The organism is Pseudomonas sp. LBUM1666 (genome assembly GCF_059695775.1).
In genome coordinates this window covers 2,056,641-2,077,226 of record NZ_CP166789.1, presented here as the reverse complement: position 1 = coordinate 2,077,226, position 20,586 = coordinate 2,056,641, and the positions used below count along the sequence as shown (strand labels likewise).

At 57.8% G+C, this 20,586-nt stretch carries 24 protein-coding genes, 3 tRNA genes and 1 pseudogene; 9 read left to right on the top strand and 19 right to left on the bottom strand.

The window, feature by feature from the left end:
- Nucleotides 1–38 precede the first annotated feature (38 nt).
- The 5 genes from clpP to ACA056_RS09385 all read right to left on the bottom strand — a co-directional run bounded on the left by clpP (nucleotide 39) and on the right by ACA056_RS09385 (nucleotide 2,832).
- Nucleotides 39–674 carry an ATP-dependent Clp endopeptidase proteolytic subunit ClpP gene (gene clpP / locus ACA056_RS09405; protein WP_046047575.1) on the bottom strand — a complete coding sequence of 212 codons (636 nt, stop codon included), beginning with the start codon at nucleotides 672–674 and terminating at the stop codon, nucleotides 39–41.
- A gap of 93 nt (nucleotides 675–767) precedes the next feature.
- Nucleotides 768–2,078, bottom strand: coding sequence for a trigger factor (gene tig / locus ACA056_RS09400; protein ID WP_497272159.1), 1,311 nt, complete (start codon nucleotides 2,076–2,078; stop codon nucleotides 768–770).
- Between the two features lie 422 nt (nucleotides 2,079–2,500).
- Nucleotides 2,501–2,585 (bottom strand) — tRNA-Leu (locus ACA056_RS09395).
- 54 nt (nucleotides 2,586–2,639) lie between these two features.
- Nucleotides 2,640–2,715: transfer RNA gene (locus ACA056_RS09390), tRNA-His, on the bottom strand.
- A 40-nt stretch (nucleotides 2,716–2,755) separates the two neighbouring features.
- Nucleotides 2,756–2,832: transfer RNA gene (locus ACA056_RS09385), tRNA-Arg, on the bottom strand.
- A gap of 279 nt (nucleotides 2,833–3,111) precedes the next feature.
- Between ACA056_RS09385 and folD the strand changes: the two genes are divergently transcribed.
- Both folD and pbpG read left to right on the top strand, forming a co-directional pair.
- Complete coding sequence (gene folD / locus ACA056_RS09380) at nucleotides 3,112–3,966, top strand: bifunctional methylenetetrahydrofolate dehydrogenase/methenyltetrahydrofolate cyclohydrolase FolD (protein ID WP_497272157.1); 855 nt, start codon at nucleotides 3,112–3,114, stop codon at nucleotides 3,964–3,966.
- A 237-nt stretch (nucleotides 3,967–4,203) separates the two neighbouring features.
- Entirely contained in the window at nucleotides 4,204–5,142 is a 939-nt protein-coding gene (gene pbpG / locus ACA056_RS09375) for a D-alanyl-D-alanine endopeptidase (RefSeq protein ID WP_497272155.1), read from the top strand.
- Nucleotides 5,143–5,199: 57 nt separating this feature from the next.
- Here the strand turns inward: pbpG and ACA056_RS09370 are convergent, their stop codons facing one another.
- From ACA056_RS09370 to ACA056_RS09360, 3 genes and pseudogenes are all read right to left on the bottom strand, one after another.
- Nucleotides 5,200–5,415, bottom strand: coding sequence for a hypothetical protein (locus ACA056_RS09370; RefSeq protein ID WP_497272153.1), 216 nt, complete (start codon nucleotides 5,413–5,415; stop codon nucleotides 5,200–5,202).
- A 17-nt stretch (nucleotides 5,416–5,432) separates the two neighbouring features.
- The gene (locus ACA056_RS09365; RefSeq protein ID WP_027925384.1) at nucleotides 5,433–5,639 is read right to left on the bottom strand and encodes a DUF6021 family protein; all 207 of its coding nucleotides are present in this window, start codon (nucleotides 5,637–5,639) and stop codon (nucleotides 5,433–5,435) included.
- 93 nt (nucleotides 5,640–5,732) lie between these two features.
- Nucleotides 5,733–6,462 (bottom strand): annotated as a pseudogene (locus tag ACA056_RS09360) (peptidase C39 family protein).
- A gap of 167 nt (nucleotides 6,463–6,629) precedes the next feature.
- Here ACA056_RS09360 and ACA056_RS09355 point away from each other — a divergent pair.
- Nucleotides 6,630–6,797, top strand: coding sequence for a hypothetical protein (locus ACA056_RS09355; RefSeq protein WP_165934015.1), 168 nt, complete (start codon nucleotides 6,630–6,632; stop codon nucleotides 6,795–6,797).
- 77 nt (nucleotides 6,798–6,874) lie between these two features.
- Here the strand turns inward: ACA056_RS09355 and ACA056_RS09350 are convergent, their stop codons facing one another.
- Nucleotides 6,875–7,624, bottom strand: a complete 750-nt coding sequence (locus ACA056_RS09350; RefSeq protein ID WP_497272151.1) for a TerC family protein — start codon at nucleotides 7,622–7,624, stop codon at nucleotides 6,875–6,877.
- Nucleotides 7,625–7,652: 28 nt separating this feature from the next.
- Nucleotides 7,653–7,895 carry a hypothetical protein gene (locus ACA056_RS09345; RefSeq protein ID WP_497272149.1) on the bottom strand — a complete coding sequence of 81 codons (243 nt, stop codon included), beginning with the start codon at nucleotides 7,893–7,895 and terminating at the stop codon, nucleotides 7,653–7,655.
- 134 nt (nucleotides 7,896–8,029) lie between these two features.
- On the opposite strand from ACA056_RS09345, the gene nhaR reads away from it, so the two are divergent.
- Complete coding sequence (gene nhaR / locus ACA056_RS09340; RefSeq protein ID WP_497272147.1) at nucleotides 8,030–8,929, top strand: transcriptional activator NhaR; 900 nt, start codon at nucleotides 8,030–8,032, stop codon at nucleotides 8,927–8,929.
- Nucleotides 8,930–8,933: 4 nt separating this feature from the next.
- Here the strand turns inward: nhaR and ACA056_RS09335 are convergent, their stop codons facing one another.
- Entirely contained in the window at nucleotides 8,934–10,088 is a 1,155-nt protein-coding gene (locus ACA056_RS09335) for an MFS transporter (RefSeq protein WP_497272145.1), read from the bottom strand.
- 281 nt (nucleotides 10,089–10,369) lie between these two features.
- Between ACA056_RS09335 and sstT the strand changes: the two genes are divergently transcribed.
- Entirely contained in the window at nucleotides 10,370–11,602 is a 1,233-nt protein-coding gene (sstT, locus tag ACA056_RS09330; RefSeq protein WP_497272143.1) for a serine/threonine transporter SstT, read from the top strand.
- 63 nt (nucleotides 11,603–11,665) lie between these two features.
- Here the strand turns inward: sstT and ACA056_RS09325 are convergent, their stop codons facing one another.
- From ACA056_RS09325 to ACA056_RS09305, 5 genes are read right to left on the bottom strand one after another with little or no spacing between them, the layout of a single operon-like run.
- On the bottom strand, nucleotides 11,666–12,175 hold the full coding sequence (locus ACA056_RS09325; protein ID WP_497272141.1) for a DUF1993 domain-containing protein: 510 nt from the start codon (nucleotides 12,173–12,175) through the stop codon (nucleotides 11,666–11,668).
- A gap of 39 nt (nucleotides 12,176–12,214) precedes the next feature.
- Entirely contained in the window at nucleotides 12,215–13,735 is a 1,521-nt protein-coding gene (locus ACA056_RS09320) for an ArnT family glycosyltransferase (protein ID WP_497272139.1), read from the bottom strand.
- Between the two features lie 3 nt (nucleotides 13,736–13,738).
- Entirely contained in the window at nucleotides 13,739–14,017 is a 279-nt protein-coding gene (locus ACA056_RS09315) for a lipid-A-disaccharide synthase N-terminal domain-containing protein (RefSeq protein WP_076028031.1), read from the bottom strand.
- Complete coding sequence (locus ACA056_RS09310; protein WP_497272136.1) at nucleotides 14,014–14,754, bottom strand: glycosyltransferase family 2 protein; 741 nt, start codon at nucleotides 14,752–14,754, stop codon at nucleotides 14,014–14,016. Before ACA056_RS09310 ends, ACA056_RS09315 begins: the two co-directional genes overlap by 4 nt.
- Nucleotides 14,755–14,799: 45 nt before the next feature.
- Entirely contained in the window at nucleotides 14,800–15,777 is a 978-nt protein-coding gene (locus ACA056_RS09305) for an NAD-dependent epimerase (RefSeq protein WP_497272134.1), read from the bottom strand.
- Between the two features lie 310 nt (nucleotides 15,778–16,087).
- Between ACA056_RS09305 and ACA056_RS09300 the strand changes: the two genes are divergently transcribed.
- Entirely contained in the window at nucleotides 16,088–16,735 is a 648-nt protein-coding gene (locus ACA056_RS09300; RefSeq protein WP_074878482.1) for a YceH family protein, read from the top strand.
- Nucleotides 16,736–16,742: 7 nt separating this feature from the next.
- Here the strand turns inward: ACA056_RS09300 and ACA056_RS09295 are convergent, their stop codons facing one another.
- Both ACA056_RS09295 and ACA056_RS09290 read right to left on the bottom strand, forming a co-directional pair.
- The gene (locus ACA056_RS09295; protein ID WP_497272132.1) at nucleotides 16,743–17,261 is read right to left on the bottom strand and encodes a cupin domain-containing protein; all 519 of its coding nucleotides are present in this window, start codon (nucleotides 17,259–17,261) and stop codon (nucleotides 16,743–16,745) included.
- A 12-nt stretch (nucleotides 17,262–17,273) separates the two neighbouring features.
- The gene (locus tag ACA056_RS09290; RefSeq protein ID WP_497272130.1) at nucleotides 17,274–18,125 is read right to left on the bottom strand and encodes a shikimate 5-dehydrogenase; all 852 of its coding nucleotides are present in this window, start codon (nucleotides 18,123–18,125) and stop codon (nucleotides 17,274–17,276) included.
- A gap of 245 nt (nucleotides 18,126–18,370) precedes the next feature.
- Between ACA056_RS09290 and ACA056_RS09285 the strand changes: the two genes are divergently transcribed.
- From ACA056_RS09285 to ACA056_RS09275, 3 genes are all read left to right on the top strand, one after another.
- Nucleotides 18,371–18,742, top strand: a complete 372-nt coding sequence (locus tag ACA056_RS09285; RefSeq protein ID WP_497272128.1) for a hypothetical protein — start codon at nucleotides 18,371–18,373, stop codon at nucleotides 18,740–18,742.
- Nucleotides 18,743–18,977: 235 nt separating this feature from the next.
- Complete coding sequence (locus ACA056_RS09280; protein WP_003179723.1) at nucleotides 18,978–19,172, top strand: hypothetical protein; 195 nt, start codon at nucleotides 18,978–18,980, stop codon at nucleotides 19,170–19,172.
- A gap of 100 nt (nucleotides 19,173–19,272) precedes the next feature.
- A complete protein-coding gene (locus ACA056_RS09275) occupies nucleotides 19,273–19,455 on the top strand; it encodes a hypothetical protein (protein WP_497272125.1) in 183 nt (60 codons plus the stop codon).
- Here the strand turns inward: ACA056_RS09275 and ACA056_RS09270 are convergent.
- Entirely contained in the window at nucleotides 19,452–20,513 is a 1,062-nt protein-coding gene (locus ACA056_RS09270; RefSeq protein ID WP_497272123.1) for an AI-2E family transporter, read from the bottom strand. The genes ACA056_RS09275 and ACA056_RS09270 overlap by 4 nt on opposite strands.
- Nucleotides 20,514–20,586 lie beyond the last annotated feature (73 nt).

Below are 20,586 nucleotides of genomic sequence, written 5' to 3'. Positions count from 1 at the left end.
TCGGACGCGCCGACCAACCCTATTTTGAGCTGCTTATTTTAAGCGGGGCGCTGGCTGATCACTTCATCGATCAACCCGTATTCACGCGCAGCTTCTGCACTCATGAAATTATCGCGGTTGGTATCGCGCTCGATTTCTTCAAGAGTGTGCCCGCTATGCTTGGCCATCAGCGTGTTGAGACGCTCACGAATGAAGAGGATTTCCTTGGCATGGATTTCGATATCCGAAGCCTGGCCCTGGAAACCGCCCAGTGGCTGGTGAATCATCACACGCGAGTTCGGCAAGCAGTAACGCTTGCCGGGGGCACCGGCCGTCAGTAGAAACGCACCCATGCTGCACGCTTGACCGATACAGGTAGTCGACACGTTTGGCTTGATGAACTGCATGGTGTCATAGATCGACATGCCCGCCGTCACCGAACCGCCCGGGGAGTTGATATAGAGATGGATGTCCTTGTCCGGGTTTTCCGCTTCAAGGAACAGCAGTTGCGCACAGATCAGGTTGGCCATGTAGTCCTCTACCGGACCAACCAGAAAGATCACTCGCTCCTTGAGAAGGCGTGAGTAGATGTCATAGGCGCGCTCGCCACGAGCAGACTGCTCGACAACCATCGGGACCAGGCCGCCTGCGGCCTGGATATCAGAGTTCTGCTGAATATACGAATTACGGAACATGCTCTGCAGTCACTCCCAAATAGTTATGTCTTGAATACGCATAAGCCAGCACGAAGGCTGGCTTATGGTGTGTACTTCTTACCGCAAAAACGATCAGTCGGCTTGTGGAGCTTCTACCGGCTTGACTGCTTCTTCGTAAGAGACCGATTTGTCGGTCACGCTAGCTTTCTGCAGAACAGTATCCACAACTTGCTCTTCCAGCACAACCGAACGGACTTCGTTCAGTTGCTGGTCGTTCTTGTAGTACCAGGACACAACCTGCTCAGGCTCTTGGTAAGCCGAAGCCATTTCCTGAATCATTTCACGAACGCGGGCTTCGTCAGGCTTGAGGTCGAATTGCTTGACCACTTCAGCCACGATCAGACCCAGCACAACGCGACGCTTGGCTTGCTCTTCGAACAGCTCGGCCGGCAGTTGCTCAGGCTTGATGTTGCCACCGAACTGCTGAACAGCCTGCACGCGCAGACGGTCAACTTCGTTGGACAGCAGAGCCTTAGGCACTTCGATCGGGTTGGTGGCCAGCAGACCGTCCATTACCTGATTCTTGACCTTGGATTTGATCGCCTGACGCAGTTCACGCTCCATGTTCTTGCGAACTTCGGTGCGGAAGCCTTCCAGACCAGTTTCCTTGATGCCGAATTGAGCGAAGAATTCTTCGGTCAGCTCTGGCAGTTTTGGCTCGGAAACAGTGTTCACGGTCACGGTGAACTCAGCAGTTTTGCCTGCCAGGTCGAGGTTCTGATAGTCCTCTGGGAAGGTCAGGTTCAGAACGCGCTCTTCGCCGGCTTTAGCGCCAACCAGACCGTCTTCAAAACCAGGGATCATGCGGCCGGAACCCAGAACCAGCTGAGTACCTTTGGCGGAACCGCCAGCGAACACTTCGCCGTCGACCTTGCCAACGAAATCGATGTTCAGCTGGTCTTCGTTTTGAGCAGCGCGATCGGCCACTTCGAAACGGGTGTTCTGCTTGCGCAGCACTTCCAGCATTTTGTCCAGATCGGCATCAGCCACGTCAGCGCTCAGGCGCTCAACCGCGATACCTTCGAAACCGGAAACGGTGAACTCAGGGAACACTTCGAAAATCGCGACGTATTCCAGATCTTTGCCGGCTTCCAGCGATTTCGGCTCGATCGAAGGAGCGCCAGCCGGGTTCAGCTTCTGCTCAACGACAGCTTCGTAGAAAGAAGACTGGATCACGTCACCAACCGCTTCCTGACGTGCATCAGCACCAAAACGGCGCTTGATTTCACTCATTGGCACTTTGCCTGGACGGAAGCCAGCAATCTTGGCCTTTTGGGCAGTCTGCTGCAGACGCTTGTTGACCTGAGTCTCGATGCGCTCAGCCGGCACGGTGATGCTCATGCGGCGCTCAAGAGCAGAAGTATTTTCAACAGAAACTTGCATGGATATTCCTCGTTGCACAGACGTTAGCCGGCCGTTTCCGACCCCAGAATCAAGGGCATGCATTCTAGTGGGTCAAACTCAAGAAGTCACCCTACTGAAAACGGGTAAAAAAGCAGCAGGCAATTTATAGGCGGGGACAAACGGTTGTGCCTCGCCCTGTTAGCAAATACAACCAATCATGCCAAGGCTCTGCACCAATCCTTCTATATATAGAAGGCATCGGCAATCCATCCCTGACAGTCGACCCCACAAGGGGACCAACGGGCGAATCAGCATCATCGAGAAACATAAATCTGACGACCCGAGCCACCCTCTCGACCCAGAACCTGCGGCCGCTTTGAAAATTCAGACTTCTAAAACAAAAACGGCGCAGCCCTTTTCAGGTGCTGCGCCGTTTTCTGCTATTAAATAGCTACTTGTAATGGTGCGGACGGAGAGACTCGAACTCTCACACCTTGCGGCGCTGGAACCTAAATCCAGTGTGTCTACCAATTCCACCACATCCGCATCAAGCTTTTAAAGCAAAGGCGCCAGACTGTTAATCTGGCGCCTTTCTAAATATGGGGTGGACGAAGGGGATCGAACCCTCGACAACGGGAGTCACAATCCCGTGCTCTACCAACTGAGCTACGCCCACCATATTGCCATGTTGCGTTACTTGTGCCAAAGCTGCCTAATGGCGCACCCGGCAGGACTCGAACCTGCGACCATCCGCTTAGAAGGCGGATGCTCTATCCAGCTGAGCTACGGGCGCCTTGTTAATCTGTATTCTTGGACGATTACAAACTAAGTGCTTTCAGTCTCACCGAATTAAACATCAACTCTGCTTGACCTTCTTAACCAGTGCTAGGCTGTGCCCGACAAGTGCGACGAATGTTATAGGTGACCCTGAAGGTCGTCAACTCTTTTTTAAAAAAAATTCATTTAATTAAAGGGGTTAGGGGAATTTGCAGACCAAGCGCCTTTGCCCTCACCTCATGACATGCGAGAATGCGTTCTCTTTTTTTCCCCTCTCGATGGTTAATCACGCGCAATGACTGCACAACTAATCGACGGCAAATCGATCGCCGCCAGCCTGCGCCAGCAGATCGCCAAACGCGTCAACGAGCGTCGCCAGCAAGGTCTGCGCACGCCCGGTCTCGCGGTGATCCTGGTCGGCAGCGATCCCGCCTCTCAGGTTTATGTCTCGCACAAGCGTAAAGACTGTGAAGAGGTCGGCTTCATTTCCCAAGCCTACGACCTGCCTTCCGAAACCACTCAAGATGCGCTGACCGATCTGATCGATCGCCTGAACGACGACCCGGCGATTGATGGCGTTCTGCTTCAGCTTCCTTTACCTGAACATCTGGACGCCTCCAAATTGCTGGAACGCATTCGTCCAGACAAGGACGTCGACGGTTTCCACCCTTATAACGTCGGCCGCCTCGCCCAGCGTATTCCGCTGCTGCGTCCATGCACCCCTAAAGGCATCATGACGTTGCTGGAAAGCACCGGTGTCGATCTCTACGGGATGGACGCAGTGGTTGTCGGGGCCTCCAACATTGTTGGCCGCCCGATGGCAATGGAATTGCTGCTGGCCGGCTGCACCGTGACCGTCACCCACCGCTTCACCAAGGATCTGGCAGGCCACGTCGGTCGTGCCGATCTGGTGGTGGTCGCCGCCGGCAAGCCGGGGCTGGTAAAGGGTGAGTGGATCAAGGAAGGCGCGATCGTGATCGACGTCGGCATCAACCGCCAGGAGGACGGCAAACTGGTCGGTGACGTGATCTACGACACCGCCCTGCCCCGCGCTGGCTGGATCACTCCAGTCCCGGGTGGCGTTGGCCCGATGACCCGTGCTTGTCTGCTGGAAAACACGCTGTACGCAGCCGAAACACTGCACGGCTGAGTTCGCGTTTTCATTGCTGCGACGTACAAAGGAACCCCGCCATTGGCGGGGTTCTTTTTGCCTGAAAAAAAACGCTACCACTCGCCGGAAACCTACTGTTTGTAGGGGTTTTCAATGAGTTTCACCCGTTCATTGATCAACCATCGACAGTTCTTCAGCCATACTCCTAAAATGCGTCGTTTTTAAAGAAACAGTCCGTTACAAAACGGCTTATCCACACCTAACGAGTCTGCCAGCGTGAAAATCCGTCTTTCCATCCTGAGCCTATTTTTTGCATTTACAGGGACTTTCACCACGCCAACGGTCAACGCTGCCGATACCACTTCGGCGCCGCGAGATACGTCAACACTGAAGATCGCTTCTAGCAGCGCATTGCTGATGGATCTGCAGACCAACAAAGTCATCTATGCCAGCAATCCTGACGTGGTTGTGCCGATCGCATCCGTCAGCAAACTGATGACTGGGCTGATCGTGGTTGAAGCCAAACAGAACATGGACGAATACCTGTCCATCAACATCAGCGACACGCCGGAAATGAAAGGCGTGTTCTCCCGCGTGAAACTTAAAAGCGAATTGCCGCGCAAGGAAATGCTGCTGATTGCCCTGATGTCCTCGGAAAACCGCGCTGCCGCGAGCCTGGCCCATCATTATCCGGGTGGCTACGTCGCGTTCATTGCCGCAATGAATGCCAAAGCGAAAGCACTGGGCATGACCAGCACGCACTTCGTCGAACCCACCGGCCTCTCCCCTCGCAACGTGTCCACGGCCCGCGACCTGAGCAAACTGCTGATCGCTGCGCACAAGTACCCACTGCTGACTGAGCTGAGTACGACCAAGCAAAAAACCGTCTCGTTCCGTAAACCCAACTACAGCCTGGGTTTCCGTAATACCGACCATTTGGTCAACAAGCCGAACTGGGACATCAAGCTGACGAAAACCGGCTTTACCAACGAGGCCGGTCACTGCCTGGTGCTGGTTACCAGCATGGGCAATCGCCCGGTTGCGCTGGTCATCCTCGATGCCTTTGGCAAGTACACACACTTTGCCGATGCCAGTCGCATCCGCAGCTGGGTTGAAACCGGCAGGGGCACGAACGTGCCGTCTGTAGCCTTGCAGTACAAATCCGACAAGAATCTCAAGCATCGTCAGAGCGGCGTGGTTGAAGCGTCGAAATAAGTAAACGACAGGTAAAAGAAAGCCCCGACTATTCTCGGGGCTTTTTTTCGTCCAGCGTTAATCATTGGGCAACGGCATCTGGTCGTCATCTGGAATGCCGTCCCCGGCACTCGGATCTCTCGTGCCATGGGGATGCTCCGTTGGCGCTACCATCGGACGCGCCAAGGGATCCCTTAACGGATCGTTCGGATCCATCACGGGGTCGATGTCTTTTTCAGGGGTGGTTGGAACACTGTCCGGACGTTTGTCATTGAAACTCGAATCGGTAGACATACGCACCTCACTAAGGCTCAGGGTTTCAGATCGGCGAGTGGATCGTAAGGCTTCGCGGGGGCCTTGGGATTGTCGCCCGGCTTCACATCCCTGGGCGCCTTGGCAGGTCCGATGGGGTCGACCTGAGGATCGGCGAGGTCTGGCGAATCGGGATCGAAGCCCAACTCATCACCCGAGGAATGCTCAGACGAGTGCGGGCCAACGGGGGTAGTGGAATGTGCCATGGGCGCCTCCTTTGAGTCTGGCCCGGAGAAATTCGGGCCCTATTCCTTTGAAGTCGGCAAAGTGCAAGGGTGCCCGACAGATGACGAACGGACTTATTGCGCGTTCAGCGCTTTCTTCGCCCTGGCGGCCGCCTGCTCTTGACCTGCCTGGGCAAGGTCGCTCGCGGCCTTGAGCCATCGCTGTTGATCGACATTGGCCGGCAGTTGATTCGGTTTCTGAATCAGCACGGCCCAGCCACCGGCATCCTTGAGCGCCGATTCAAACGAACCGAAGCCCATCAACTCCCGACGATTCATGCCCGAGCGCAGCAGCACTGTCTGCTTCTGACGGTTGTACCCGGCAAGAATGGCGTAACGCGGTTCAGCCCAGAACGCCGAGCCTTCCGTGAAACGCACCATTACCGGGTAACCGGCCGCAACCTGGGTCAACAGTGCAGGCAGATTGCTGTCGAGGGGATAGACGACCATGCCGTACTCGCGTGCGAGGTTCTGCATGTTCTGCTGCAACTGGGCTTCGGCACCCGGCAAATGCAACGGTTTTTCGAGCAAACCTGGCGTAATCACAATGCCTTGCTGGGACAACATGCTGGCCAGCACTTGCGGCCCACTCTGATTCGCCACGCCACGGTAGAACGTACCACTGAGCTCGACTCGCTCCGGCAGGCGCTTGATTTCAGGTGCCACACTCCCCGCGCAGCCAGCCAGACCTGCAACGCAGCCAACGACCAGCACTAAAGATCGAATTCGAGAAAATACCCGCACCATCATCACTCTCTTGATTTGGACGCCAGGCATTCACGCTCCCGGCTTGGCCGTCGATCATAGGACGCCGCGCGGCAGCGGTATAGCCTTAACCGGCAGATGATGGCATTCGATAGAGCGAACTGATTGGTGACAGCCGACCTTTGGTCAACAGCCTGAAACACAGCAGCGACTAGACTGTCATGTGCAAAGAGTGTGTGCCCGCAGCAGGGCGAAGAGGAGGCACTGATGAGCCTGACAATGACCATTGTGATGTTGATTTCTGGCTGGCTGGCCGTTGCCGCCGCCATGTTATGGGGAGTGCTGCGAATTACCCGCCGTCACCATCATCCGGCTCAGTCGACGCCGGTGGCGAAACCCGACAAAACTGCTGAACAGCACGCTACCGCGCACTGACCGACACCCTTATTTATCCAGACAAAAACGGCCGCCTGGCTCTTTCGAGCACAGGCGGCCGTTTCGTTTAACGCGAGTTAAGCTTCAGTGGCTAAACGCTTCTGCTTCGACCGTCGCGACATCATGTTCAAACCCTCGATCGTCGCCGAGAACGCCATGGCCGCATACACATAGCCTTTCGGTACATGGGCGCCGAAGCCTTCGGCGATCAGCGTCATGCCGATCATGATCAGGAAGCCCAGCGCCAGCATCACCACCGTCGGGTTGTCGTTGATGAACTTGGCCAGAGGATCAGCCGCCAGCAACATCACCAGTACCGACACCACCACCGCGATGATCATGATCGGCAAATGCTCGGTCATGCCGACAGCGGTAATGATGCTGTCGATGGAGAACACCATGTCCAGCAGCAGGATCTGACCGATCGCGGCGGCAAAGCCCAGGGTCACGGTCGAGGTGGCCGACGTAGGATCATCCGGCGCCGGGTCCATGCTGTGATGGATCTCGGTGGTCGCCTTCCACAACAGGAACAGGCCGCCGGCAATCAGGATCATGTCCTTCCAGGAGAACGTCTGGCCGAAGATATCGATCACAGGCTCAGTCAACTGGACGATGAACGCGATAGTGCTCAACAGCGCCAGTCGCAGGATCAGCGCCATGCCGATACCAATGCGCCGCGCCTTCTGCCGGTGCTGCTCGGGCAGTTTATTGGTCAGGATCGAAATGAAGATCAGGTTATCGATGCCGAGCACGATTTCCATGACGATCAACGTAGCCAGGGCGACCCAGGCGGTGGGGCTTGCAGCAAGTTCTAAAAGGTATTCCATGGGTCAGTCCTGACTCTTTTAAGACGGTTTAGATTTCCTGGGACGTAGATTCGGTTTTGTCCGTTTCTTTGGCCGGTTGTTCTTTGTTGCTGATCAGCCCGCCAGTGGCGTCACTGATTGCCTGCTCTGCGGCTTTGTGGGTGTCATCGATCGCTTGTTTGGCGGTTTCGGCAGCCTTGCCCATCAGTTGCTGAGCGCTTTTTTCAGCCTGGTCGCAACCGGCCAATAACAGTAAAGACGTGATCAGCAGTGCCGTGGTTTTAAGCTTCATGATGCTTTCCTCGATAGAACAGACAGGGCGAAAAGGCCACCCGTCGATAGCGGGGCATTCTAGGGAGGCAAACACTTCAGGAAAATTCGTATTTTTAGCGGTTATACTTCGGTTTTTACGAACTGTAGGTCGCCATGCTCAACTATCGACAGCTGCATTACTTCTGGGTGGTGGCCAAGACCGGCAGCATCGTGCGCGCCTGCGAGCAACTGAACCTGACGCCGCAGACCATCAGCGGGCAGATTTCCCTGCTCGAACAAACTTATGGCATCGAGCTGTTTCGCCGGGTCGGCCGGCAGCTGGAACTCACCGAAGCCGGGCGTCAGACACTGCCCTACGCCGAGCAAATGTTTCAGCTGGGCGGCGAACTGGAGCTGATGCTGCGAGCACAGCCCAACGAACAGCAGATTCTGTTTCGGGTTGGCGTGGCAGATGTGGTGCCCAAATCCATCGTCTATCGCCTGATTGCGCCGACCATGGAATTGAGCGAGCCGCTGCGCATCACCTGTCGCGAAGACAAACTGGAACGCCTGCTCGCCGACCTGGCGATCCAGCGGCTCGACCTGGTGATCTCCGATAGCCCGATGCCCTCGCACCTGGACATCAAGGGCTACAGCCAGAAACTCGGAGAATGCGGGATCAGCTTCTTCGCCACTGCTGAACTGACGGCGCAATACGGTCAGGATTTCCCCCGCAGCCTGCACGGCGCACCGCTGCTGATTCCAGGGCCGGAGACCGTGGTGCGCAGTCGCTTGCAGCGCTGGTTTGCCGAGCAGCAGATCCAGCCGCGCATCGTCGGCGAGTTCGACGACAGCGCCTTGATGCAGGCTTTCGGCCAATCCGGCAGCGGGATTTTCATCGGCCCGAGCGTGATTGCCGATGAAGTGATACGCCAATACGGCGTGGAGTTGATTGGCCAGACCGACGCGGTGACCGAGTCGTTCTACGCCATTTCGGTGGAACGCAAGGTCAAGCACCCCGGCATTGTCGCCATTACCGAAGGTGCCCGACGCGAGCTGTTCACCGAGATGTGAGGTGTCAGGCGCAGACTTCGCGGGGCTTGAAGGTCATCAGCGCGATGGCCAAGAGGATCGAGGCGAGGATAAAAGCGGCCGCTGCGAAACCAAGACCTTGCAGGCCTACACCGTCGATGACTCTACCGCCGATCATGGCGCCCAGGCCGATCCCGAGGTTAGCCCCGGCAATGTTCAGCGATGCCGCGAACGCCGGCGCTTCGGGTGCAGCCTTCATCAATCGCACATGGCTGACCAGGAACAGCGCCGCCTGAGTCACGCCCCAAATCCCCATCGCCGCTGCCAGACCCAGCGGCGAATGAATGTTCGGCACCAACGCCACCAGGCCGGCGATCATGAACGCGCAGAACATCATCGAGGCGATCAACGGATGACGATCCACCGCGCGGCCGCCCAATGAGTTGCCGATCAAGCCGACCGCGCCGAAGCCCATCAGGCACCAGCCGACCACCGTGCCGCTGAAACCGGCCAGGCGCTCAAGAATGTCCGCCAGATAGGTGTAAGCGGTAAACATGCCGCTAAACACCAGGATCGACAGCAGCACATGACCCAGCATCAGCGGGCTGCGCAGGATTCTGAACTGCGAGCGAAAGCTCACTTGATGCTGATGCAGATTGGTTTTCGGCAGGTAGATAAACAGCAGCAACGCCTTGGCAAACGCGATCACCGCCAGAATGCCGAAGGCACTGCGCCAGCCGAACGCATCGGAGATCAGTGTGCCCACCGGAATGCCGAACACCGTGGCGCAGACAATCCCGAATCCGATCTTGGCGATGGCGCGACCGGCGTAGTCCGGGCCGACAATGTCCACCGCGGTTTCACTGGCCAGCGCCCAGAACACTGGCAAGCCCAGCGCCGGAATCAACCGGGCAATGGCCATCACCCCGATGCTCGGCGCAAACGCCGCGAGGGTGTTGGCCAGGCCGAACATGATCAGCACCGAGATGAACAATTTGCGGCGCTCGAACCTTGCGAAATAGGCGGTCAGGAACGGCCCGAATGCGGCGACCGTGAAGGCGAACAAGGTCACCAGCAAACCCGCCTGGGGGATGCTGACTTCAAGGTCTCGAGCGATCGCCGGCAACAGGCCGACGATGATGAATTCCGTGGTCAGCACCGTGAAACCGGCGGCAGACAACAGAAGGATGGGCAACAGCATGCAGAACTCCAGAAAACGACGACACCAGCGATAGCCCGAAGGCCCACTGGCATGACTTGAAAATGAGGATGGCGAATCTTAACAGAGTGTTTCCGATCAGGGTTGCACGAACCTGCCGATCTCGTTGACCCCGCGGGCGGCAGATCGTCACAGGTCTGAAGGATGAAGACCACGCTGTGATAAAGTCCGCGCCCTGCGATACGTACACCCTGTTCATCGGCCATTGATTGGCATTGATGTCGCGATACCCCCGCACCTAATAAAATCAGAGATGCCGTTTTATGACCGCTCCATCCCCTTCGCTATGGTTACGCCTGAAACGCTTAAGCCTGGTCACACAAATCATCATCGGCCTGATCGCCGGGATTGCCCTGGCCCTGTTCGCGCCGGAGGTGGCGAAGTCCACCGCGTTCATCGGCAAAGTATTCGTATCGGCGCTTAAAGCTGTCGCGCCGATTCTGGTGTTCGTGCTGGTCATGGCCTCGATTGCCAACCACAAGCACGGCCAGGAAACCCACATCCGGCCGATTCTGTTTCTGTATCTGCTAGGGACCTTCGCAGCGGCGGTGGTGGCTGTTGTCGCCAGTACGTTGTTCCCCTCGAGCCTGGTATTGGCGACTCACAACGTTGCGGTCACCGCGCCGGGCGGTATCAGTGAAGTGCTGCAAAGTCTGCTGTTGAGCGTGGTCGACAACCCGGTCAGCGCGCTGATGAATGCCAACTTCATCGGCATTCTGGCGTGGGCGATTGGCATGGGCGTTGCCATTCGCCATGCCGGTGACACCACTCGAGAGGTGCTTGGCGACTTGTCCAACGGCGTGACCCTGATCGTGCGACTGGTGATCCGTTTTGCGCCGCTGGGCATTTTCGGCCTGGTGGCTTCGACCCTCGCCACCTCCGGTTTCGGTGCCTTGATCGGCTATGTGCATCTGCTGGCGGTTTTGCTGGGCTGCATGCTTTTTGTAGCGCTGGTGATGAACCCGGTCATCGTGTTCTGGAAACTGCGTCGCAACCCTTATCCGCTGGTGATCACGTGCTTGCGCGAAAGCGGCATCACTGCTTTTTTCACCCGCAGCTCAGCGGCGAACATTCCGGTCAATCTGGAACTGAGCAAGCGCCTGGGCCTGCACGAAGACACTTACTCGGTCTCGATCCCGCTGGGCGCAACCATCAACATGGCGGGCGCGGCGATCACCATTACCGTGCTGACCCTGGCCGCCGTGCATACGCTGGGCATCGCCGTGGACATTCCGACCGCCATCCTGCTGAGCATCGTCGCCGCGATCTGTGCCTGTGGCGCTTCGGGCGTGGCGGGCGGTTCGTTGCTGCTGATTCCACTGGCGTGCAGCCTGTTTGGCATCCCCAGTGAAATCGCCATGCAGGTGGTGGCCGTCGGGTTCATCATCGGTGTGCTGCAGGACTCGGCGGAAACCGCGCTGAACTCCTCCACTGACGTACTGTTCACCGCGGCGGCGTGTCTGGGCGAAGACGAAAAAGCCGAGCGTTTGGCGTAAAACCCGCGCACTAAAAAGCCCGCCAAGGTTCACACCTTGGCGGGCTTTTTTACGCTTGGAGGTTTAGAAAGCGCCCATGTAATCGCGCTTGCCTACTTCCACACCGTTGTGACGCAGCAGTGCGTAGGTGGTGGTGACGTGGAAGAAGAATTGCGGCAGACCGTAGCTCAGCAGGTAAGCCTGGCCGGTGAAGCGCTTCTCTTTTGGCGTGCCCTGACGGGTGATGATTTCGATGCCTTCCTTGCCGTCGATCTGTTCCGGTTTGATCTCGCCGATGAAGGCCAGCACCTTGGCGATCAGCGCTTGCAGCTCGGCGAAGGTGGTTTCGGTGTCGTCGTATTTAGGCAATTCAACTTCAGCCAGACGCGCGGAAACGCCCTTGGCGAAATCAACGACGATCTGCACCTGACGAACCAGCGGGAACATGTCTGGGTACAGACGGGCTTGCAGAAAAGCGTTTGGGTCGATGTTCTTGGCAGTGGCGTGGGCTTCGGCCTTGTTCAAAACGTCGCTCAGGGCGTTGAGCATTTGTTTGAAAACCGGGACGGAAGCGGCGTACAGGGAAATAGTCATGGCAGTCTCGTGTTGTGACAGGAGGGAAACGTGGGGCGATTATAGCGATGCGCGGTCCCAGGTGAAGCGATAGATATTGGCTGGCTGTCCGGGATGACAACGGCCGTTATCAGCATCGGCACCGACGATCGACCACTGTGCACGCGAAGTTTCCCCCAGTTCACGGGCGGCCTGCGGATTGAAACACCGGCTCAGCAGTTCATCCGGCACCAAGGCGTACGCCTGGCGGTGTTCGCGCAGCCATTGAGCGGCCTGCTCGACCGTGGAGCCGATCATCCCGAAATGCACGATCGGCTGTCGGGCGAACAACCAATGGCCCTCGCGCCAGTTGACCAGCACCAGATCCGCACCTTGGGTCATCGCCGCTGCTTGCGCCATCAGCGCCTCGTGGGGATTGGGTCCGTCCTTGACCGGGTCGATGAAACCGCGAGCGAACCACAGCGTGAACCACGTGACGGCCAACACCTGAAATACCCGCCGACCGCGCGGACGCTTGCCGAACCAGCGCTTGAGCAGCCACGGAATCAGCGGCGCTGCAACCAGCACCAGCCCTGGCAACGCCGGATAAATGTACAACTTGCGTTTGCCGCTGCTCAGGCAAAAGAACAGTACCACCAGTACAACCCAACCCAGCAGCACCAGCACTCGACCGTCGCGCTTGTGCAGCTGCCTGCGCCAGGCGGGCACGAGCCACGGTAAGGCCAGTACCAACGGCAACCAGTATTGCGGGATGACGTTGACGAAGAAGTACCAGAACGGTTCTCGATGATCCCACGCGGCGGCATAGCGCCCCGCTGTCTGGCGCAGCAGAATTTCCCGTGCGTAGGCGATTTCGTCAGCAGCGCCATTGAATGCGATGGACACCGCCAAGGGCAGCAGCCAGATCGCAACGGCGCCAAGCACCACCAAAAAACCCAGGCACCACTTGCGCACCTCGCCCGGCATGGCCACCACCCCAGGCCAGCCTTTGCGCACTGCGTAGGCATACGGAATCAGCATCAACGCCGGGACGAAGCCGACCCCTTTGGTGATCACGCCAATCCCCATGGCTGCGCAACCCGCGTAGAACCAACGCCAGGCGGGCCCGAGCAGCAGGTGACGGGCCAGGCCGTACATACCCAGAGAAGTGAACAGAATCAGAAAACTGTCGATCTGACCGGTCCGCAGAATGCTGTACGTCTGATACGTGGCCAGGTACAACAGCGCTGCTGTTCGTCCGGCCCGCTGATTCCATAACCGGCGACCCAGGTCATAAAGCATGGCCGTGACCGATGTGGCCGACAAAAGCCCCGGAATATAAAGGGCAATGGCGGGCATCCCGGTGAGCCAGGTGAAAAACGCCACCGTCCACATGAAAATCGGCGGTTTATCGCCGTAGATCTCCGCGGCTCGGTGCGGAATCAACCAAGAACCGTTGTGCAGCATCTCCAGCGCAACGCCGAGGAAACGCTCCTCGTCGACATTCTGCGGCTGACGCAGCCCAAACCCGGCGCCGACCAACAAAAGAGCAAGCAACATCAGCCCCAGGCATTCGACGCTGGGTGACAGGGTTCGGCGCACGGTTCAGTCCTTCAAGGTTTTGCTGCGGGCAATCAATTGCAGGTTGCGCAAATAGACGATGGAACCGAACGCCTGACCGGCGATGAAAACCGGGTCCTGTCGGTAGATGGCGTAAGCAAACAGCAGCGCGCTGCCGACGATGCTCAGGTACCAGAAGCTCACCGGAATCACGCTGCGTTTCTTGTATTCGCTGTACAACCACTGCAGGACAAAGCGACCGGTGAAGGCGATCTGGCCACTGAAACCGACCACCAGCCACAGGGTTTCGCGGGACAGATTCATCCTTCGATCTCCTGCGCATGGGCATGCAGACGCGTGCGCCTGATCAGCCACCAGACGCCGATCAGATCGAGAATGCCCACCAGGGCGCGGTCGAGGTTTCCGTATTTGGATACCCCGGCCGTGCGGGGCCGATGGTTGACCGGATGGGTGATCATCCGGCCGTTATGACGCTGGATCAGCGCAGGAATGAACCGGTGCATGTGATCGAAGTACGGCAAGCGCAGAAACGCCGCCCGCTGTATCAGTTTCAGCCCGCAGCCGGTGTCCGGCGTCTGGTCCTTGAGCATCCGGCTGCGCAACCCGTTGGCAAAACGCGAGGCCCAACGCTTGCTCGCGGTATCGCGACGGTTGACCCGGTGCCCGGCCACCAACTGAAGGTCAACGCGACCCTGCTCGCTGCGCACCAATGCCAGCATGCCGGGGATATCCGCCGGGTCGTTCTGACCGTCGCCATCGAGCGTGGCCAGCCATTGGCCCCGAGCGGCGAGCGCCGCATGGTAGAGCGAAGTGCTCTGCCCCAGCGAACGCTCATGGCGCAGGATACGCAACGTGCTCAGGCCGCTGTGCCGGGTTTGCCGCAGTTCCTGCAAGGAGGCGTCAGTACTGCCATCGTCCACGACGATGATTTCATACGCCTCATCGACCAGTGCGATACGGATTTCTTCGAGCAGCGATGTGAGATTGCTCGCCTCGTTCTTTGCCGGAATCAGGACGGATACAAATATGTCTTGGCTCATAGAGGCCCCTATTACCCTGGATTTTTATGATCAAGGGCCAACGTTTCATCTCTGATAAAAGTGGCGATACCACTTCACAAATTCCGCTACGCCGGCTTCAACTGTCACTTGAGGACGGAAATCGACCCACTGTGCCAATGCCGACACATCCGCCCAGGTCTTGACCACATCGCCAGCCTGCAGCGGCAGGAAGTTGCGCCGGGCTTCCCTGTCCAATGCCGACTCCAGACAATCGACGAAATCCAGCAGCGCCACCGGCGTGCCGCGCCCGATGTTGAAGATCCGATTGGTACCATCACCAGGTCCGTCCGATAACGGCGGCCTTGGGCGCAGGCGCGCAATGCTTTCGACGATGTCGTCGATGTAGGTGAAGTCGCGCGACATCTGGCCTTGGTTGTAGAGGTCAATCGGCCTGCCGTTGAGGATCGCTTCGGTAAATTTGAACAGCGCCATGTCGGGCCGCCCCCAAGGTCCGTAAACGGTAAAAAAACGCAGGCCGCTGGCCTTCAGTCCATACAGATGGCAATAGCTGTGGGCCATCAGCTCGTTGGCACGCTTACTGGCGGCATACAACGAAATCGGATGATCGACGGCGTCTTCGACGCTGAACGGCATTTTGCTGTTGGTGCCGTACACCGAGCTGCTCGATGCATAAATCAGATGCTCGGGTCGATAGTGCCGGCAGGCTTCGAGCACATTCAGAAACCCCACCAGGTTCGATTGCGCATACACGTCCGGGTTGTCCAGCGAGTAGCGAACGCCGGCCTGGGCAGCCAGATGGATAACCTCTGTGAAGCCGTGATCCTTGAACAATGCCATCAAGGCCGGTTTGTCGACGATATCCAGTGCCTGGAAATGAAAGCCCGAAAAGGGCTTCAGCTCTTTGAGCCGTGCGTGTTTGAGTTCCACGCTGTAGTAGTCGTTGAGATTATCGATACCGACCACCTCAAGACCTTCCTGACACAGGCGCTTGACCGTGTGATACCCGATGAAACCGGCGGCACCGGTGACCAGTACGGTCATAGCGGGCGCGCGCCGATCAGCGCATTATTGCGGGTCGATACCCACGTCAACTTCATGCCTTGCTCCACTGCACAATTAATAAGGCCGGTGACGTCGCCGATGGGAATTTTCGCCGTACCCGTGATGAACCGCAGTCATCTGCAGCCATGCATACGGTGCACGTCTGATTGTTAAGATGGCGTGACACGTTGATTTAGGTTTTGTGACCTTTGCCAAGGTACGGCGACGAATTCAGTTGCCATTGGCACACGTCAATCTAAAGTGCATGCCAGCAGGAGAAAATCATGAACCCGGGAAGGAATGCAGAATCATGAGTACTGAGCAAGAAACGACCTTCGACGAGCCGCGACTCAACAGCACGGAAATCCGCATTCTGGGTTCGTTGATCGAAAAACAGGCCACCAGCCCGGAAACCTATCCGCTGACCCTCAATGCGCTGGTGATTGCCTGCAATCAGAAAACCAGCCGCGAGCCGGTGATGAACCTGACCCAGGGTCAGGTCGGCCAAAGCCTGCGCGCCCTCGAAGGACGAGGCTTCACCAAACTGGTGATGGGCAGCCGTGCGGATCGCTGGGAACACAAGGTCGACAAGGCACTGGAACTGGTGCCGGCTCAAGTCATTCTTGCGGGGCTGCTGTTCCTGCGCGGTCCGCAAACGGTCAATGAGCTGCTGACCCGCAGCGGCCGCATGCATGATTTTGAAGATGCCGAGCAGGTGGTGCATCAGCTGGAACGCTTGATCGCTCGCGGTCTGGCGCTGTTGATTCCGCGCCAGGCCGGTCAGCGTGAAGACCGCTATATGCACGCCTTGGGCGACCCGGCGGACATCGAAGTGATCCTGGCGGCACGGCAGAACCCGACCGAGCGTGGCGCGGGTGGCGGCGTATCGGTTGAGCGGATTGAAGAGCTTGAGGCGCGAATTGCGGCGCTGGAAGAGCGTCTGGCCCGCCTCGAATAACCCTGCGTTACTCGCCGTCCCAATAATCCACGCCGTCCGCCGGCCTGGCGACGGCGACGAAGCCCGAGGCATTGCCCTCGGCGTCGACCTTGAAGTCGTCCATCACCGCATACTTGCCGGAATCCGGGTACTCGCAAATCTCGGGTGATTGTTGGGTGCTGACCGCCAGGTAGCGCAGTTCAGCGTTGCTGGTGTTGATGATCTGGTGCGCGGTTTCAGGGCCGCCCGGCGGGCAGGCAATGACATCTCCGGCGCGAACGGGAAAGCGCTCGGCGCCCAAGCGAATCTCCCCTTCCCCGGCCACGATGTAAAACATCTCCTCGTTGACCCGATGACTGTGAAACGGGCTGCCACGCATCCCCGGTTCCAGCGCGTACAGGCGATAACCCAGTTTCTGCGCGCCAAGTTGCTGGCCGATCCGCGCCTGCCGTTGCTGATAGCAGTCGGCGGTGTCTCCCGTCGGGGCAAACGCTTCGGGCAGCGGCTCAAGTTCGGCCTGATCCAGATTAAGAATGGCAGGATGCATGAGTCACCTCAGTCACGGTTTCGCTTGCTGGGCACCAGGATAGCCAAGGCCACTTCGGGCAAATTCCACGGCTTTGTGAAACTGCTCATCGGTCGGCCGCACGCCGGTGTACAGCACGAACTGCTCCAGCGCCTGGATCGCGATCACTTCCAGCCCGGTGATCACTCTCTTGCCTTCAGCACGAGCGCGCACAATCAAAGGTGTTTCCGAGGGGACTGCCACTACATCGAAGACAGTCTCGGCAGCAGCGATGGTTTCAACATCGAACGCTAGCTGATCGGCCTCGGGGCCGGACATGCCGATCGGTGTGACGTTGATCAGCATCTGCGGCCGCTCCGAACCCAGCTCCGCTTGCCATCGATAGCCCAGCGATTCGGCCAACGCCCGTCCGGAACGCTCGTTACGGGCAACGATCAGGCCATTTTTGTAGCCACCATCGCGCAAGGCACTGGCCACCGCCTTGGCCATGCCGCCGCTGCCGCGCAGGGCAAAGGTCAATTCCTTCGGCACCTGGTGGGTGTCAAGCAACTGGGCGATCGCGATGTAGTCGGTGTTGTAAGCCTTGAGATGGCCGTTAGTGTTAACGATGGTGTTGATCGATTGAATGGCCGCAGCGGAGGGGTCCAGTTCATCGACCAGCGCAATACACGCCTCCTTGAACGGCATCGACACGCCGCAACCGCGAATCCCCAGAGCGCGAATGCCGCCAACGGCGCCTGGCAGATCCTGACTGCTGAAGGCCTTGTAGTAAAAATTCAGGTCCAGTTGCTCATACAGATGATTGTGAAACCGCAGGCCGAAGTTCCCGGGGCGTGCGGAAAGCGACATGCACAGCTGGGTGTCTCTGTTGGGGTTCATCTGCATGAAAAATCTCCTTGAATAGCACTTTCAGATGGACGGGATTAGCCAATCCATCGGGTCTGATCGATCATAACGGTGTGTCTGCATGCGGCCTCACTGAACTGTAAAGAAGCTAGTACAGACCTTACACATAATTTACCCAACAGCTGTGCTGATTTTGAAAAAAACGCTGTCTTAGAAGTATCCCCGCGACAATCCTTGGGTCTATTGCAGACACAAGCGCCGGGGCGAAGAACCGAGGAACTATCATGATCCGTAAAATCCCCACAGTAGCCTTGCTGATCGGTGCTCTTGCTATCGCAGGGCAGGCAGAGGCTGGCGGCGGTCACGGCGGTCACGGTTGGGAAGGCCCGGCGGTATTTGGCGCGATCGTTGGCACGGCCATCGTCGGTTCGGCCATCATCAATAGCAACCGCCCGGTCTATGTACAGCAACCGGTTTACGCTCAGCCACAACCGGTTTACATGCAACCGCCACCGGTTTATTACCAGCCGGCACCGGTCTACGTGCAACAACCGGTCTATTACGGCCCGCCGCCGGTTTACTACGGTCCGCCACGTGGTTATTACGGTCCACCGCGCGGTTACTACGGCCCTCCCCACGGTTATGGCCGCTGGTAACGGAATCATCAGGCCCCGCCTCAACAGCGGGGCCTTTTTTGTGACCGTCCGTCGGCAGAGGTCTGGATAAATCTCGCCAAGGTCGCTGTCGGGACAGTCTTTGCGGTTCAAGTTGGCAAGATTGACTCGCCACCCTTTCCCCGCTTTGGGGAAAACGGTCATATTTATGTCATGTCGGGTCCGCAATCTTGGATCTGTCCGTTAACAACAGGTTGATAAAAACAAGGACGACCTCATGCCCACGCAAAACCCGCACCGAATTGTCGGCTTGTGCACTTCCAGCAAGGTGTACAACGCACTGACCGAACTCAAGCACCTGGAAGGCCATCGCAGCGCCAAGTTTCTTTCGCTGCTGGCAGAAAACCTGGTGCGAAAAGGCCTGCTCAACGAGCAGGAAGTGGTTCATATGCTGGATCTGGTGGTCGACTGAACCGATAACTCATTGGCATCAATGACGACTATCGAAAGCGTTGATTGTCCGTTCAGGCGTTCGGTCCGTAAGGTAGCTCCATAGATTGATGGAGGTACTTATGTCCCAGGTTCAGATCATGTCCGTTATCGGCAGCGCCGTTCCCGCACCGCTCAGAGAGCTAGGATTGCTCGCCTGTTGGTACCTGGTGCAGGACGGCGAACCGATCAGCGGTCCGCTCACCTCGCTGCCGGCCGCCCAGGCACTGTCGCAACGCATCGGCCAGGGCAAAATCAGCGCTTAAGGCAGCTGCACCCGCGGCTTGGTTTCAATGAAGATTGCCCAGCTCGACATGAACAGCGCGGCGATCAGCGGCCCGATCACAAAACCATTGAGGCCGAAGATCGCCAGACCGCCAAGGGTCGAGATCAGGATCAGATAGTCCGGCATCTTGGTATCCTTGCCCACCAGAATCGGCCGCAGCACGTTATCCACCAAGCCGATCACAAAAATCCCGAACAGCACCAGCACCACGCCCTGCCAGATCGCTCCGGCGAACAGGAAAAACGCCGCCACCGGCGCCCAGACAATCCCCGCCCCCACCGCTGGCAACAGCGACAGAAACGCCATCAGCACCGCCCAGAGCAACGCGCTCGGAATATCCAGAAACCAGAAAATCAAACCGCCCAATGCACCCTGCGTGATCGCCACCAGCAGGTTGCCCTTCACTGTCGCTCGAACCACACGATTGAACTTGAGTTGCAAACGGCGTTTCTGGTGCTCCTGCAGCGGCACCGCGGCGCGAACTTTACGTGCCAGTTCGGCGCCGTCCCGCAGAAAGAAGAACAACAGGTAGAGCATGATGAAAAAGCTCACCACAAACTCGAACGTGCCTTGGCCAAAACTGAAAGCCTTCGTGGCGATAAACTCATTGCCTGTCACCGCACTCTTTATGATTTTCTCCCGCAGCCCGTCCAGCTCGCCTACCCCGGCCCGATCGAGCAAGTGCTGGAAGTACGGCGGCAGGCTGAGTTTGAAATGCGTCACATACCCGGCGATGTCCAGCTCGCCGCTTTCGATGCTCTTGTACAGCGCAGCCCCTTCCTGGACCAGCAAGATACTGAGGACAATCACCGGCAGAATCGCGATCACCAGGCAGATGCTCAGGGTGAGCAACGCCGTCAGGTTGCGCTCCCAGCCGAACTTCAGTTGCAGTCGTCGCTGCAGGGGCGAGAAGAGGATGCCGAGGATAACCGCCCAGAACACCGCGCCGTAAAACGGCAGCAAAATCCAGACGAAAGCGGCGGTGACCAGCCCCAGCAAGATCACCAGTGATTTGTCTTGTAGCTTCTCTTCGTTCATGTCCGATCCATGTCAGTCCGCAAGGACACAATGTCGCGTCCTGATGCTTAGTCCGCCACGGTTCGCGCGAGTG